Here is a 13727-nt window from a genome sequence, read left to right as displayed (position 1 = left end):
TTCAGTTTGTGCTCAGCATGCCCAGCACCTGCTTGAGCGCAGCCTGCATATCGGGGAGTTCAATGCGCATCAGTTGGGCTTCGTCGAGCTCTTGCAGATTCATGCCGTGGCTTTCCGAAAGCCGATATTCGCGTTCCTCCTCGGCGGCCTCGATCACGTTACGAACGAACCGTCCGTTACCGGCCAGATCGATGGCACGCCGCATCTGTCCCGTCGAATCGAGTGATTCGCCTTGGCACAGCGAGGTCGCCGCCGCGACGAGTTCCTCGTAGGCCGCGTCCGACAGTTCGGAGTCGCGGGTACGGGCGATCAGGCGGCCGATGTCTGCAAGCTCGAGTGCGTTGTACGAGCTGAACCGGATTCGTTTCGGGAAGCGCGACGCCAGGCCCTCGTTGGAGGCGAGGAACCGGTCGATCTCGGCGTCGTAGCCCGCGATGATGACGACCAGCCGGTCACGGTCGTTTTCCATCCGGGCCAGCAGCGTGTCCACCGCCTCGCGACCGAACGCGTCACCGCCGGAGAGTCCCGTCTGAATCAGTGTGTATGCCTCGTCGATGAACAGCACGCCATCCATCGCCGAGTCGATCAGTGCGTTGGTTTTTATCGCGGTGCTGCCGAGGTGCTGACCGACGAAATCGCTTCGCTTGGCCTCCACGACCGCCGGTGTGCGCAAAAGTCCGAGGCCACAATATGTCTGAGCGACGACGCGGGCGATCGTGGTCTTACCCGTGCCGGGCGGGCCGGTGAATGCCAGGTGCAACGTGCGCGACGCGGCGTTGAGTCCTTTGTCGCCGCGGACCTTGGCCAGCATCGCCGTCGACTTCAGCTTGGCCACCTGCAGTTTGACGTCCGCCAAGCCGATCTGGCGGTCCAACTCCTCTTGCGCCGCGCGAAGGTACTCGTTACCGCGCTCGGACAGGTCGTCGCCCATCAGGTCTTCGGCGCTGGGGGCGCTGGCCGGATCCCACCGGTCGGTGCGCGAGTCGATCATCTCCTTGGTGGTGATGATCAACCGATACTTCGGGTCCCGCAGCGCGGCGGCGTTCGCCTCGAAGCCCGGTTCCTCGCTGTAGATGCGTTCGAAGATCACCCGCGCTTCTTCTTCGTTGCCCATCTCGCGCAACGTCAGGCCTTTGCAGAATTCGGCCGCGCGGCGCGCCGCCGGAATCGGTCCCGCGATCGCCTGATCCAGTCGCCGAATCCCTTCGCCGAACAACCCCATCTGTGCGCAGGCCGAACCCACCATCAGATGCGCTCCGGCCGCGAGATACTGATCGGTGAACGACGCCGAATTGCTCAGTGCGGTGAGCACATCCGGCCAGCGCTGAGTGGTGAAGTGCAGGACGCCACGGATGTAGGCGCAAATCGGTGCCGAATCCGGGTCCCCACCTGGCATCGACATGCGTAACTTGTCCAGTTCGTCGAGAACCTGTTCCGCCTCGTTGAAGTCCTTGGTGGTGATCATGCTCGCTGCGTACGCAAGCCACATCTCCGTTTTGGTGCTCAGCGGGTAGTCGAGGTACAGGCCGGTCTCGAAGCGCCCCGACAACGCCCGCGCCGCAAGACCCAGACGGCGCTGCTCACGAAACAGTGAGATGTTGCTGGTTCGGTACAGGTGGTAGATGACTTCCGGGGTGGCCTCCCCCGCGGCGGCCCGGCCCAGCCAGGCATCGCACATGTCCGGGTCGTACTCGGTTGCGCGTTTGAACGCCAGCGCCGCGTAGGCGATGTCGCGGTCGGTTTCAAGGCCGTCAATCGGAATGCCGAGCGATAGCACACCGGCATCGAACACCCGTTGGGCGTCAGTGCTGCCATTCATCGGCGGTGACCTGTCTCCTCACTGCGCGGTCAGACGCGAGGCCCGGGCCATTCGGATCCGAACGAAAAAGTGCGGTGGTTACGAGTATTTCGCACAATACTTCCGTCTCGCCAGGCACCGTACGGACGCCCGCGATTGTACTAAGTTTGGTGGTCGAGGAGGCCAAGCATGACGCAGAAGCCGGTGCAATCTCCGAGCGGGTCGATGTCGGTGCTCACTACCGAACGCGGCCTACCGGTTGCGCTTCGGCTCGATCCGGTCGAGCTGAAGAAGCCACCCGAACAACTCGCCCGCGAAATCATGGCGCTGTGCCGGCTTTCGGCGACCCGCGCGCAGGTCGAGCGCCGCCGTGACCTGGCCGAAAAAGGTTTCAGCGCAGCGGCTATCCATAGCCTGCGGTTGGCCACCGAGCAAGATCTCGCCGAGGCCGAAGCACAGGCAGCAGTCGAGGAGGACGAGTTGCCGACCAGCTGGAGGAGGTCGGTGTGACGGGACTGGCCGACTCGCTGATCGCCCGCATCGCCAAACAGCGCGACCTGGTCGCCGCGATGGACGAACACTGCCAATCCATCTCGGCGCGGGTCACCAGTCGCGACCAGAATGTCAGCGTCGAAGTCGACGGCTACGGCGCGATGACGGGGTTGTGGCTCGGTCCCAACGCCCACACGCTCGGAGCCGATGGACTCGCCAAGCTCATCGTCGAGACCGCTGCAGCGGCCGCGAAAGTCGCCGCCGACCGCCAGGGATTTCTGTCCGAAGAGTTCGGCCGCCGCATGACGGAGCTACAACAGGCACCCCTAACACGTTGGGACGGCGGCACTTTCGAGCGTCAACAGACCTGACGTTGCCCCACGTATACCGGGCCGTTTGCCAGTACCATCAGCGGACGGTGACGCACCAGATGGCGGGGCTTTTTGGAATTTGCGACTAGTGCGGTGTGAAGTTTGCCGCAGGTCCAACTAACCGCACGATGCCGCAACAGTTTTCAGCTTGGGTGTAACCTTTGCCGAGGGCTCAGCAAGTTTGCGCGCCGAATCTTGTTACGGCCCCGACAATTTCATTTCGCACGACGTGTGACCTCTCGCGATTTCCGTAACCGTAGGTTCGCCCACCGAGGCCGCGTTGGCCCCTCCGACACGCGTCAACACCATTGGCGCCCCGACCGTTTCGCGCCCATGCGCGAAGATGGCAAAGAATGTGGCTTCACCACTGGCGGACGTTTTTCGAGGTAGTCGGTCGGTTGAGCCGCGATAGGGCGCAAGCGGAACTTTGCTCAGCTATTTGAATGCATTCAACTTGTTTGCTCGTCAATTTTGATGATTGTATTTGCGCCGAAAAAGAGTTAGCTGCTGTCGGTCTTCGCCGCTATAGTTTGTTGGTCTGGTGCAGACGCATCAAAAGCACCGAGCCAGGAAGGCACTGACACGATGGGTGAGCTTTTTGCCGCCGTCCCTCCGGGCATGGAGGCGTTCTCAGCAGCCAACGAAGCCGCGTCCGCGGCGATCACGACCGCCGGATCGGCTGACTCTGCGGCGATGCTCCAAGCCGCGGCGGCCGCGCTCGGCCCTATCGGCGCGACGTTCTTGATGGCGTATGGCCCTGCGCAGTCAAACAATTTGGCGGGCACACTGCTCGTCGGCGGGGTACACGCCGGCGTCAGTGCCGCCACTGACGCGTCGCAGTCCGCCATCGTCGCCAGCGATAGCGCCTGAGTCGGCGGCAGCATGGCCGCACTTTTGCCTCCGCAGCCGGTGAACCCGACCGGCCAGCTAGCTCAGTACATGCCCGGCTATGACCCAACGCCGGTCATCCATGCGCAAGAGCAAAGTCTGCAAGATTATTTGAATTTGCCAGTCAAGGAAATTTTGGAACGGCTCGGGTTGCCACCTTTTGCCGAACCGAAACCGGAGGAAGGCGCTCCGCCGCCGGAGGGTCAGCCGGAGGCGGCCCAACCCCAGGCCAGCCCGGTGGATCCGAGCGCGCTGATCAGCCCGGTCACCGATGCGCTTGGCACGTTGGGCAGCGGTCTGTTCGACGGCGTGGACCCAACGGCGATGTTGCAAGGCATCTCGCAAGCGTTCCAGTCGACGAACGCCCCGTTGAAACAGTCACTTGCCTCCGTCGACGACGCGTGGAAAGGCGACGCCGGGACCAAAGCTGCCGCCAAGACGGAGACCGCGATCGAGGACGGATCGAAGGTCGGTGCCCAATCCGACGCGCTGAAGGGCAATCTCACGTCGGCGGCCGCCGATGTCGCCCAGGCACGGGTACGGCTGATCGAAATCATCGCCGAGTTTCAGGCCACCATGGCCGCGATCGGCCCCAACATCATCTTCCCGTGGGGTTGGGCGGCCGCGATTGCCGCCGCCAACAAGGCCATCGCCTCGACCGCGGAGGTGATGACGGAACTGCAGTCGTCGTTGGGCACTCAGGCCGCACAGGTGACCGCGACGGGTGCGCCGGTGGACGTGACCGCCGCACCGCAGTTGGCCTCGTCCGCGTCGATGGCGAGCATGGCGTCGCCGTTGATGTCGATGGCGATGAAGGGGGCTCAGGCCGGGATCCAAGCGGGCACGGGTGCGGCCTCGGCGGCGAGCCAAGCCGCCCAACAGGCAGCCACCGATCCCGCTGTCGATGCTGCGGGCGCGGCCGTCGGAGGGCCGGCCCCGGCGGGCGGACTGGGCGCAGGCGGTGGAGCAGGCGGTGGGCGGGGTCGGCGGTGGCGGCGCCGCAGCGCTCGGACCGCGGTCGATCGCGTCGTCGGCCATGGTTCAGCCCGAAACACCCGCTGCGACACCACATTCAGTACGGGCGGCGTCGGTCGGTGGAGTCGGTGGCTCCGGCGGCATGATGGGCGGCGGAGCGCCGTATGGCGCAATGGCCGGGCAGGGTGCGAACAACTCGTCGAACAACCACACGGCGGCGGCCTTTCTGCACACTTCCGACCAGGGTGGCGAGATCGTCGGCGATCTGGGTACGGCGGCCCCCCCGGTACTCGGTGAGGCCGATCCCTCTGAGTCTCCTGATGTAGAACTTCGGATCTAGCGATGAGTAAGGAGAATTGAAATGGCCGATAGCGCAGGGATGTCGATCCAGCCTGACGAGGTGGCCGACGTCAGCCGTCACCTCGACGAACTCGCCGACCGGGCACAGCGGGTGCTGGCCGACGAGGCGGTCAACCTGACCGTCACCCCGTCGGCGCGGGACGAGGTCTCGCAGCGGGTTGCGGGCACTCTCAACGAAGTTCACACCTCGTTCGGTACCGCAGCGGACAAGGGGTTGGGCGAGATGCGCGAAGTCGCTGCGACGCTGCGCGGCCACTCGGACAACGTCGTCGCCGCTGAACAGGACTTCATCAGCTAGTGGGTTTCACCAACGTCGTCTGGGAATCGCGCAGCACGGAGCAGCTGGCGCGCGATCTGACAGACGGACCTGGACCGGCCTCGGTGGGTGAGGCCGGTGCCGCGTGGATTCGGGTGGCGAACGAATTCGCGGCTATCTCAACCGATTTCGACAAGCTCGTGACGCGGCTGAAAACCGTGTGGGACAGTCAGGCGTCCAACGCGGCGGTACAACGCCTCGAGGAGTTCGCCAAGTGGCTGCAGGCCGCCAGCCTCTCCGCGGCCGGGAACGGTCAGCGGGCCGAAGAGGCCGCGGTCGCCAACACGGTCGCGGTGCTTGCCATGCCCAGCGTGTCCGAGGCCGTGGAAGCCAAGGCGGCGCAGGACATGATGGCCTCGCTCGCGGCCTACAACGGCGCGATTCTGACCGGGAATTTCGCCGAATTCGACGAAGCGGCGACCGCCGACCAAGCCAATGCCGCGGCCGTGATGACGCAATACGAAGATGCTGTCGCGCCACTCGCCCAACCGTGGGAGCAACCGGTACCTCCCGAGGTGTCGAAGGGCAACGCGCTGGGTGCCGAGCGGGGCGGGGGCAGTGGCGGGTCCGGTGGCGCGGCGGGCGGTTCAGGTGCCGCAGGGGGCGGCGCGCCTGCGGTGCCGCTGATGCCGATGCTGCCCAACGAGGTCAAATCGACCGCCGATGCCAAGGCACTGCAGAAGACCACTTTCGCCGCTGCCGGCGGTTCAGGTGCCGCTGGAATGGGTGGCACGCCCTACGGTCCGATGGGGGCGATGGGCCGCGGCGGTGATCACCGCGGCGACTACGAATCGACGCAACCTGCCGCGACGCTCGAAGGCGCAGGCGAACCCGGTGCGGCACTGACGGATTCGGGTCAAGCGTGGCTGCCTGCTGCCGAACAGAACGATTCACCGTTCACGGTGTCCAACGTCAGTTGGGGACCGAATACCGCGGTGTTCGACGAACTCGCGGTACCCGACCAGCCGCAACCGGAAGGCTTCGCCGAGGAGCCCGCGGGCGCACTCGAGCAGGTCGACAACGGCTGGGTCGCTCCCCCGGTCATCGGGGTTGACCGGGAGTTGAAGCTGTGACCGCGTCGCTGTCTTCGCATTTCGTCATCACTGATGACGAAATGCAGGTCATCGCCTCGCGACTGGGAGTCCAGGCGCTACCGGTCGTATTGGCGCTGAGGCCACGGCACGCCACCGAGACGGAGATGGGCGCCGCTATCGACCATGCCACCCGGTCACTGAGTGAGCGTGGACTGATCGCCGACGGCGAGGTGACTGCCGAGATCGTGCCGCTCATCCGGGCGCTGCAACGACCGGATCGCGAACTCGCGATGCGCCTCGTCACCCCCGACGGCATCGCCCGCGTCGCAGTGATACGCCATGGCGCACAGTGCATCTCCGCGCTTCGGGTGGACGGCAAGGTGGTCATCGAGGCGATCGGGGGCCAAGCAACCCTGGCGCAGGCGGCCGGCGCATTGCTGCGGCAACTGCCCGCCTCTCCCGCCGCCGACATCAATCCGGTCGGTGCACCGCTCGAGGCGGCCGCCGATGCCCTGTCGGGCACGCACGACTCGGCTCTGCTGTCCGACCGCATCCGCGCCCTCGGCGCCGACGCCCGCACCGCGATCCTGCTCGGATCGGCGTTGGCGGCGCGGCAGGCGTTCGCAGAGATCGTGTATTACGCCCTTGACGACGCCGAAGGCCGGATCTCCCGCCGCCCCACCGCCGTTGGTGTGTTCTACACCAAGCGTGGTCGCATCGTGGGCGCGCCGAGCGCATCACCGAGTGGCCAGTTGTGGACGACCCTCAAGGCCGGCTCCGACCATGCCATCCGGCAGGCCATCGGCCAGCTTGTCGAGCTTTCCGCCGAGAGATGGGAGGAGCTCTAGTCTCGAATTGCTCTTAGATCCGAACTCATTTCCACACTCATCCGAGGAGAATTCATGACGCTCCATCTCAGCCCGACGGAAGCCCAGCGGCGGATCCAGCAGGTCGACGAGGCGATGTACAACCTGAAGACGCTGGCCGGCCGGATCTTGGACACCACCGAGACCATGACCGGGAGTTCCTGGCAGGGCGGCAGGGCGGCGACGTTCCGCGGCATCATGACCCAGCACCACGACGACTTCAACTACGTCATCAACCAGTTGACGCATGTCGCCGAAAAAGGCAAGAGCGACATCCAGACACTGGTCAGCCACGATTCCAACTAGAAGAGAGAAGTGACCATGGACGAAACCATTCGGTACGACTACGGTTCCAACTTCGCATCGCTGGACGACATCCAGGGACGGACGAACGACGCGCAGGCGCTGCGCGACGAAGTGAACAAGGTGTTCACCGCCCTGAATGGCGTGTACGAAGGCGACGCCGCCGCCACGCTGCAACAGAAGCACATCGAGATCTCGCAGATGATGGACAACGTCCTCAACGAAATCACGCAGACCCGGCACGGCGGCAACCAATCGCAGGACGACGCGAAGGCGCTCGACCACCATCTGGCCGGCGGCTTCTGAGCCAACCACACGCCGAGACTGCGGCCAGCGCTCCGAAATTCGGGATCGGACGATCTGGCCGCAGTTTCGGCATCGGAAAAGGCAGTTCGCTGTGATCACCGACGACGTAGCGCCGTTGCGCCATGACGTCGAGCCTTGGTTCCTGACCGGCTTCGACTTCAGATGTGTATGGGAGGCGCTTGGTCTGGATCATCTACCGTTCCCACTCGCGTACCGTATTCGCGGGCGAAAGTACATGTACGAGGTGGACGCCGACCGCAAGGCGGCGCTTGCCCGGCAGCGTGCCGACCTGACGCCCAACCGCCTGCGGATTCTCGAGGCACTTCGCTTCCCGGCTTTCATGATGCACGGATTCGGTCACATCGAAGATGGCGCCGGACTCCGGCTCTACCGCCTCTTCGCGATGATTGGAACAAATGGATACTGCGCTGTCATCACGCAAGATCCCAGTGACGAGGTTCTCTTCGGCGGCGATATTCAGATCATCGGTTGTGTGAACGTTGATTTTCCGCAGGTGGTCATCGAGGCGCTGCCCGACTACAAGCCAGGCGTGAAGGCTCGTCGGCAAGCGCGCGTCGAGGACGATTCGCCGGAGGAAGTCCTTCGCGGAGCGAACATAACGGCATCGATACTGCTGAGCGGGTCCGCCGACTTCACAATGGACTATGAACTTCGCAACCCACAGCACCTGACGTTGATCAACGTCGCCGATGACGGCGCCTATCTGGTGAACGAGGGAACGTACGCTTTCCAGATCATTCCCGCAACCGTCCGGAATCTACTTGACACGTTCAAGAAGGTCGAGCAGCTCCAATTGAAGGTGGCGGAATCACTCACCACCGCAGCGTCAAGCCGAGACTCAGATGGCCTTTCTTAGCGTCGTTTCGGCTTACGTCCCGGACGGTACAGATTCGCACGGAAACCCTCGGCACCTGTCGAGAACACCGTCGGAGTCGGTCCACGAGATGGTGGAAGCAGCGGCACGCCAATTGGACACCTCAGTGCTGTCGCATGCTGCAAGCAGCATGGCCGCCTCGTTTCACTGCGGAACCCTCTACCAAGGCGAGCACTTCTGGCCGATTCAGAATTCGCTGCAACAGTCGGTCCTCGGCCGAAAGACCGCCGGTGCGGCCACGGAAATCCGGCAGTTCTGCTCCGGCGGGCTGTTCGGCGTGATGCTCGCCGACGCGGTGCTCGAGGCGGGCTGGGCCGGCGACTACGCGATGGTGACGGGCGGCGACAGCATCTTCTATTTCGACCGTTACGAGTACGCGGCCAACCCGGCGACCGAGGGCTCGATGTTGGGCGACAGCGGTTTTTGCGCCGTGTTGAACAGACATGCAGGCTTCGCCCGAATCCTCGCCGCCTCAGCGCGTTCCCACAATCCGTCGGCCGACATGATACGCAGCGCGACTGATCACGGAATCGATGATCCGACGTTTCCGACGTTGGCGGACTGGGCCTCCCGATTCGAAGGGTACGAGCGGCGAAATCCCGGCGCGGTCGCAGACAACGCGATGGCCAGCTTTCGGATCGCGATCAGTACCGTGGTCGACTGCTATCAGCGCGCGGCCGTCAACCCCGCAGATATCGACTGGTTCGCACCGTCGTTCATCGAACCAAAACAGGTCACCGACATGCTCGCGAAGCAGGCAGGGTTGCGACCCACGCCCGGCCTGCACTCCTACGCCGCCCGTTTCGGGCACCTGACGGTGTCTGACTTCTGCGTCAATCTCGCCTACTTGATGAACCAAAAGGTAGCCAAGAGCGGCGATCTGATCATGTTGTATTCAGCGGGGCACTTCGTCAACTCGGCAGCAATCCTGATTCGCATCGAAGACGAAGTAACGGTTCCGTTCAACGTGGCACTGTGATTATTCAGCGACAATCGACAGGAGGATCATGACCAACCCATGGGGAGCGCTCGACAAAGCTACCGGTGAGAAGCAACTCTATCTCGATAAGAACGCGTTTCCAGCGGTCAAAAGCACGTTCGAGGACTACGAGACGAGCCTGCAGACGCTCATCAACGATGCTCTCGACGACACATCGGGTTATGGCACCAACGATTTGGCCGTCATCGTGCAGAAGGCTTTCAATTCGCGCGGTTCAGCACTGACGGCCTACCTCAAGGAACAGCTATCTCAAACACAGGATCTGAAGAAGACAGCCGAAGACGCGACAAACGCGATTCAGCACGAGGGCGACTAGTTGCACGGTCGAGTGGAAAGTAGTCGAGCATGAGCGGGTTCGGTAACTACCTGGGTGCAACTCTTGGTGGTGAGTACGACAGTTCTTGGATCTATGATCCCGGCTGGGCCGGCACCAAGGAAAGCCACGCCCTAGTCGATGACAAGGGCAATCTGATTGACGTCGACAAGCTCGAGTCGAACGACGAAGTCAAACCGTATCAGCCCGACAGCATCAAGCTTGGTCAGATCCCCGGGCTCACCTCCGACGACGACACATACCAGGATGTCAGCGCGGCACTGCACGGCGCGAAAGCTCTTAATTGGGAAGACAAGACCTTCCAATTCATGCATGAAGAACAGGAAAAGCTTGAGCCTTCGACGATGACGGAGCTAGCTGATCACTGGAAGACGGATGGGGAAGCCCTCAAAAAGGAATCGGAAACCTTCAAGAAACTGGTGCAACAGCATATCTCCGGGAGTTGGTCAGGCGTAAGCGCAGAGGCCGCAGAGGCGGCGACACAACAGGTCACCAAGACGTCGATCTACGACTTCACCCCCGTCTCGGACGAGATCTCGAATCGCCTGAAGGTACTCAACGAAGCATTCACGAAGGTCAAGACTGGATTCCCCAGCGGCGACGATCTGTTCAAGAAGGGTGACTTCAACCTTGTAGGACTCAACAACGAAATCGACTCGTTCAACGCGAGATATCACCTCGACGATAGCGGGCGACTGCGCAATAACAGCGACGGCTACGTCGCAGCATCGACGGCGTACGACCAGATGCAAGAACTAAAACGGTCCGTCACTGCATACCAAGAAGCGGTGCGCCGCTTTCGCGACATCTACAACGGCGCCATCCTGACGGTGACGGACAATTTTCCGATCCTACCGCCCGCGCCCGACATGACGTACAAGAAGCCTTCGGGTGACCCCAACGGACCGGGCACAGGACCGGGTCCAGGCAGCGGACCAGGTGTGGGTCCTGGCGGCGGCCCGGGTCTCCCCAAGATGTCGACTGATCTGCCGAACACCAAGGGGATCAAGGCTATTGACGATCCCAAGATTCCGGATCCCAAAGTGCCCAGCAACCAGACCACCGATCCCACCAAGTCGACGGGACAGGACGGACTGAGCGGCCTCACCGACCCGCTCAAGTCCGCGATGGATGCAGGATTGAATGCAGGCAAAGACGCGCTGGGCCAGGCTCTGGATGCGGCTAAAGGCGCAGGACAAGGTCTGGGCGACCCCAATCTTGGTGCGCCACAGGGTCCGCCGGAGGGTGTGCTTGGGCTCGGACCCCAAGGCCTCGGCGGCGGTGGTGGCGCCGGAAAGGGTGCAGGAGGAGTCGGCGGCGTCGGAGCCATGCCAAAAGGATTGGCGAACGCCACGCCTACGACCGCGCCGGCCACCGCCGCGGCAAAAGTACCCGCGGCCGCCGCTGGAGCCGGCCTGGCCAATGGTGCAGGCAGCCCAGGTGCAGGCGCTCCCGCCGCGGGCCAACGGGGCGGCGATCAGAACGGCAAGGGCCACCAAGTCAACAAGGCGTTGCGGCGCAAGAAGAATGGCAAGGACGTCATCGGCGACGCCGAAGCGGCAGTCCCCGTGGTGGGGGCGCCGGAGGACGGCGAGCAACCCGACCTGCACGTCGACGATACGTCCTACGCCACCGAGAAGCCCGAGAGCACAAATCCGAACGGCGGACCGGCACCCCGGCGGGTTCCCCGCCCCCGGCAGCCCATGCAGATGCCGGGGCTCTAACGGGTTCGGCGCCGGGGCGACCCGGGGTCACTCCCGGAGCAACCCCGCCATACTCAGTTGGTTGATCGCCGTGGCGACATCGGCATCGGGTGTGTCACCGAATACCGCTTCGACGTCGGCGGTGGTCGCGCTGTGGTTGAGCGCCGCGGTCAGCAGCGCTTCACACTCGTCCTCTCTGCCGGGGCCGGTGAAGCTCGTCATCGCCTGGACAGTCTCTTCCGGGGTGTGGATCAGCGGGAGCGCAACGTCGAGCTCTCCGGACGTGTCGATGCCGCCGCGGAACCACTGGCCGTTCACCCACCAATAGCAGAATGACAGCAGCCCGTTGCGAACTCGGGTGTTGAGCACGCTGTCGGTAACCCAGGCGGGAGCGCCCGCGTAGAGGTCCGGCAGCGGTTCACCGCCGTTGTAGGCGGCATCCAGGAGCTCGGAGTTCCACTTCCCTCCGGATAGCACCGCTCGGTCCCCCGGCAGCACGAAAAGCGTTGAGCCACTGCGGCGGTCGCTCTCATACCAGGCATACCCAGGATACATCCGCGGTCCCCACTGCGATCCGATGCCTGCGTAGGCCGCCGACACCACCGCCCATCGCGCCCACAGGTCGCGCAGCGACGGCAATTCGTTGGCGGGGGTCGCCGCTTGCCCGCTCGCCGAGGCCGCGGCGGCCTGGTGCGGCTGTCTGCTCTGGGCCTCCGGTCCGGCGACGTAGCCAGCGAGCCACACCGGAATACGCTCGCGCGGATAGGCTTCCAGGTCGCTGCGGTAGTGCTCGGGCGCCAACAGTTGGTCGTCGGGGAACGGCTCGTCGCCATAGTCGTAGTCAATGGTGGTCTCGCCATCGTTGGTCACATTCAGCAGCAGCCGCCACCACGGACCGGCCGGCATCCGAGCCGCAACCTCTCGTTGCCTGCGGACAAGGTCCGCAATCGACTGGGGCACTGGGACAAGCCCTGTCCGGTCGGCCGACCAGAACCGCAGTTGGGCGACTTGTGCGGTGACGGTGAACGCGAACTCCGCCGAGAATTCCTCCCAGCCGGCCGGTCCCAGCTGGGCCAACTGCTGGACGATCGGCTCGATCAGTCGCGACGCCTCTTCCGCCGTGGCCTGCTCCTCGGGCGGCACCTGCTCGGCGCCGGGAGGGGCGTCGAGGATAGTGAAGTCCGCGACGGCGTCCGAGTCGCCGCCGGCGGCCTCCCGGAATTGCCGCTCGAACTCGGCCATGAACTCGGCGTCATCAGAGCCGTCGCGCGACGGCGGCGCGGGGGTGGCAACGCGCTCGCGGGCCATGAACTGATCGACGGCCTGCTGCGGGGGAACGGACGACGACACCTCCTCGATCCGCCCCGAGTCGCCGATCAGGAACACCGACCGCCCAACCGGCATGTCCAGGAACGCCATCGGGTCGCTTTCGTCGACCTCTACCGGCGCATAAACACTCCAACCCGCCTCGAAGCGGTCGGCTGCCAGGCCTTCCGTCGGATAGTCGAGACCGCGGGACCGGATCCAGTCCGATACCAACGCGATCGCCTGCGTCGCTTCCATTGCTAACTAACCTCCTGTGCGTTGGTCATCGCGCTGCGACCGTTGTTCGGCCTCGATCTGGTCGGCGAGCGCGGAACGCTCCGCCTGATGCCGAGCGAATAGCTCAGCGCTGAATGCAGTCCACGCCGCCTCTTGTTCGGCGGTCATCTGCTCGCCGTCCACTTCTGATTCGACGTCGGGATGCGCATCGAGGAACCGGTTGAACAGCAAACCCATTTCCCGGCTATGCGTCCGGTTGAGCTCGATCCGACGTGGGTCCATCACTCCTCCTCGCAAAGCGCCAACTGGTCATAGACCACAAGTGCGGTCCTGTCGGCGTCGTCGACAGGGTGGACGAGCAGCGTGTGATGCGGGTTCGGGGTGTCGTCAAGTATCACGACCATCTTGGTCCCGGCCGGTAGATCCGCGGGCCAGTCAATCTCATCCGTCGGCTCGTCTACGAGGACTAGTGCACGCTTTCCCCGCAGGCCACTCTGGTCGTACCGCAGCGGCGTGAGCGGCTGCTTCTCGCTCATATGATGAT

17 protein-coding genes are annotated in these 13727 nt (G+C 63.9%); 13 read left to right on the top strand and 4 right to left on the bottom strand.

The window, feature by feature from the left end; all coding sequences use genetic code 11:
• Position 1: 1 nt before the first annotated feature.
• Complete coding sequence (gene eccA / locus C1A30_RS19470) at positions 2-1819, bottom strand: type VII secretion AAA-ATPase EccA (protein ID WP_101949780.1); 1818 nt, start codon at positions 1817-1819, stop codon at positions 2-4.
• Positions 1820-1987: 168 nt separating this feature from the next.
• Here eccA and C1A30_RS19465 point away from each other — a divergent pair, with 168 nt between their 5' ends.
• The 13 genes from C1A30_RS19465 to C1A30_RS19405 all read left to right on the top strand — a co-directional run bounded on the left by C1A30_RS19465 (position 1988) and on the right by C1A30_RS19405 (position 11662).
• The gene (locus tag C1A30_RS19465) at positions 1988-2308 is read left to right on the top strand and encodes a hypothetical protein (protein ID WP_101949779.1); all 321 of its coding nucleotides are present in this window, start codon (positions 1988-1990) and stop codon (positions 2306-2308) included.
• Positions 2305-2661, top strand: coding sequence for a YbaB/EbfC family nucleoid-associated protein (locus C1A30_RS19460; RefSeq protein ID WP_101949778.1), 357 nt, complete (start codon positions 2305-2307; stop codon positions 2659-2661). The genes C1A30_RS19465 and C1A30_RS19460 overlap by 4 nt, the downstream gene beginning before the upstream one ends.
• Positions 2662-3246: 585 nt before the next feature.
• On the top strand, positions 3247-3531 hold the full coding sequence (locus C1A30_RS19455; RefSeq protein ID WP_101949777.1) for a hypothetical protein: 285 nt from the start codon (positions 3247-3249) through the stop codon (positions 3529-3531).
• A gap of 135 nt (positions 3532-3666) precedes the next feature.
• Complete coding sequence (locus C1A30_RS19450; protein ID WP_142392630.1) at positions 3667-4821, top strand: hypothetical protein; 1155 nt, start codon at positions 3667-3669, stop codon at positions 4819-4821.
• A gap of 64 nt (positions 4822-4885) precedes the next feature.
• Positions 4886-5182, top strand: coding sequence for a PE domain-containing protein (locus C1A30_RS19445; RefSeq protein ID WP_101949775.1), 297 nt, complete (start codon positions 4886-4888; stop codon positions 5180-5182).
• A complete protein-coding gene (locus C1A30_RS19440) occupies positions 5182-6273 on the top strand; it encodes a PPE domain-containing protein (protein WP_101949774.1) in 1092 nt (363 codons plus the stop codon). Before C1A30_RS19445 ends, C1A30_RS19440 begins: the two co-directional genes overlap by 1 nt.
• Positions 6270-7082, top strand: coding sequence for an ESX secretion-associated protein EspG (locus C1A30_RS19435; RefSeq protein WP_101949773.1), 813 nt, complete (start codon positions 6270-6272; stop codon positions 7080-7082). The genes C1A30_RS19440 and C1A30_RS19435 overlap by 4 nt, the downstream gene beginning before the upstream one ends.
• A 54-nt stretch (positions 7083-7136) precedes the next feature.
• The gene (locus C1A30_RS19430) at positions 7137-7406 is read left to right on the top strand and encodes a hypothetical protein (RefSeq protein ID WP_101949772.1); all 270 of its coding nucleotides are present in this window, start codon (positions 7137-7139) and stop codon (positions 7404-7406) included.
• 15 nt (positions 7407-7421) lie between these two features.
• Positions 7422-7709, top strand: coding sequence for a hypothetical protein (locus tag C1A30_RS19425; RefSeq protein ID WP_101949771.1), 288 nt, complete (start codon positions 7422-7424; stop codon positions 7707-7709).
• A gap of 91 nt (positions 7710-7800) precedes the next feature.
• Complete coding sequence (locus C1A30_RS19420; protein WP_101949770.1) at positions 7801-8586, top strand: ESX secretion-associated protein EspG; 786 nt, start codon at positions 7801-7803, stop codon at positions 8584-8586.
• 148 nt (positions 8587-8734) lie between these two features.
• Entirely contained in the window at positions 8735-9583 is an 849-nt protein-coding gene (locus tag C1A30_RS19415; protein ID WP_160112769.1) for a 3-oxoacyl-[acyl-carrier-protein] synthase III C-terminal domain-containing protein, read from the top strand.
• Between the two features lie 28 nt (positions 9584-9611).
• Positions 9612-9920: a hypothetical protein gene (locus C1A30_RS19410; RefSeq protein ID WP_101949768.1), complete on the top strand. Its 309-nt coding sequence runs from the start codon at positions 9612-9614 to the stop codon at positions 9918-9920.
• A gap of 29 nt (positions 9921-9949) precedes the next feature.
• Complete coding sequence (locus C1A30_RS19405) at positions 9950-11662, top strand: hypothetical protein (protein ID WP_101949767.1); 1713 nt, start codon at positions 9950-9952, stop codon at positions 11660-11662.
• A gap of 27 nt (positions 11663-11689) precedes the next feature.
• On the opposite strand, the gene C1A30_RS36100 is transcribed toward C1A30_RS19405, so the two are convergent.
• The 3 genes from C1A30_RS36100 to C1A30_RS19390 are packed head-to-tail and all read right to left on the bottom strand — an operon-like array spanning position 11690 to position 13719.
• Positions 11690-13204, bottom strand: coding sequence for a hypothetical protein (locus tag C1A30_RS36100; RefSeq protein ID WP_235009996.1), 1515 nt, complete (start codon positions 13202-13204; stop codon positions 11690-11692).
• Between the two features lie 6 nt (positions 13205-13210).
• A complete protein-coding gene (locus C1A30_RS19395; protein ID WP_142392628.1) occupies positions 13211-13465 on the bottom strand; it encodes a hypothetical protein in 255 nt (84 codons plus the stop codon).
• Positions 13465-13719 carry a hypothetical protein gene (locus tag C1A30_RS19390; protein WP_142392627.1) on the bottom strand — a complete coding sequence of 85 codons (255 nt, stop codon included), beginning with the start codon at positions 13717-13719 and terminating at the stop codon, positions 13465-13467. Before C1A30_RS19390 ends, C1A30_RS19395 begins: the two co-directional genes overlap by 1 nt.
• Between the last annotated feature and the right edge of the window lie 8 nt (positions 13720-13727).

The organism is Mycobacterium sp. 3519A (genome assembly GCF_900240945.1).
Taxonomy (GTDB): Bacteria; Actinomycetota; Actinomycetes; order Mycobacteriales; family Mycobacteriaceae; genus Mycobacterium.
Note: the sequence above shows the minus strand (reverse complement) of the source record. Positions and strands in the feature narration are given on the sequence as shown.

Excerpts from the sequence above, each read along its gene's own strand:
- eccA (WP_101949780.1), bottom strand. The coding sequence starts at position 1,819 with ATGAATGGCAGCACTGACGCCCAACGGGTGTTCGATGCCGGTGTGCTA.
- C1A30_RS19465 (WP_101949779.1), top strand. The coding sequence starts at position 1,988 with ATGACGCAGAAGCCGGTGCAATCTCCGAGCGGGTCGATGTCGGTGCTC.
- C1A30_RS19455 (WP_101949777.1), top strand. The coding sequence starts at position 3,247 with ATGGGTGAGCTTTTTGCCGCCGTCCCTCCGGGCATGGAGGCGTTCTCA.
- C1A30_RS19445 (WP_101949775.1), top strand. The coding sequence starts at position 4,886 with ATGGCCGATAGCGCAGGGATGTCGATCCAGCCTGACGAGGTGGCCGAC.
- C1A30_RS19430 (WP_101949772.1), top strand. The coding sequence starts at position 7,137 with ATGACGCTCCATCTCAGCCCGACGGAAGCCCAGCGGCGGATCCAGCAG.
- C1A30_RS19425 (WP_101949771.1), top strand. The coding sequence starts at position 7,422 with ATGGACGAAACCATTCGGTACGACTACGGTTCCAACTTCGCATCGCTG.
- C1A30_RS19415 (WP_160112769.1), top strand. The coding sequence starts at position 8,735 with ATGGCCGCCTCGTTTCACTGCGGAACCCTCTACCAAGGCGAGCACTTC.
- C1A30_RS19410 (WP_101949768.1), top strand. The coding sequence starts at position 9,612 with ATGACCAACCCATGGGGAGCGCTCGACAAAGCTACCGGTGAGAAGCAA.
- C1A30_RS19405 (WP_101949767.1), top strand. The coding sequence starts at position 9,950 with ATGAGCGGGTTCGGTAACTACCTGGGTGCAACTCTTGGTGGTGAGTAC.
- C1A30_RS36100 (WP_235009996.1), bottom strand. The coding sequence starts at position 13,204 with ATGGAAGCGACGCAGGCGATCGCGTTGGTATCGGACTGGATCCGGTCC.
- C1A30_RS19395 (WP_142392628.1), bottom strand. The coding sequence starts at position 13,465 with ATGGACCCACGTCGGATCGAGCTCAACCGGACGCATAGCCGGGAAATG.
- C1A30_RS19390 (WP_142392627.1), bottom strand. The coding sequence starts at position 13,719 with ATGAGCGAGAAGCAGCCGCTCACGCCGCTGCGGTACGACCAGAGTGGC.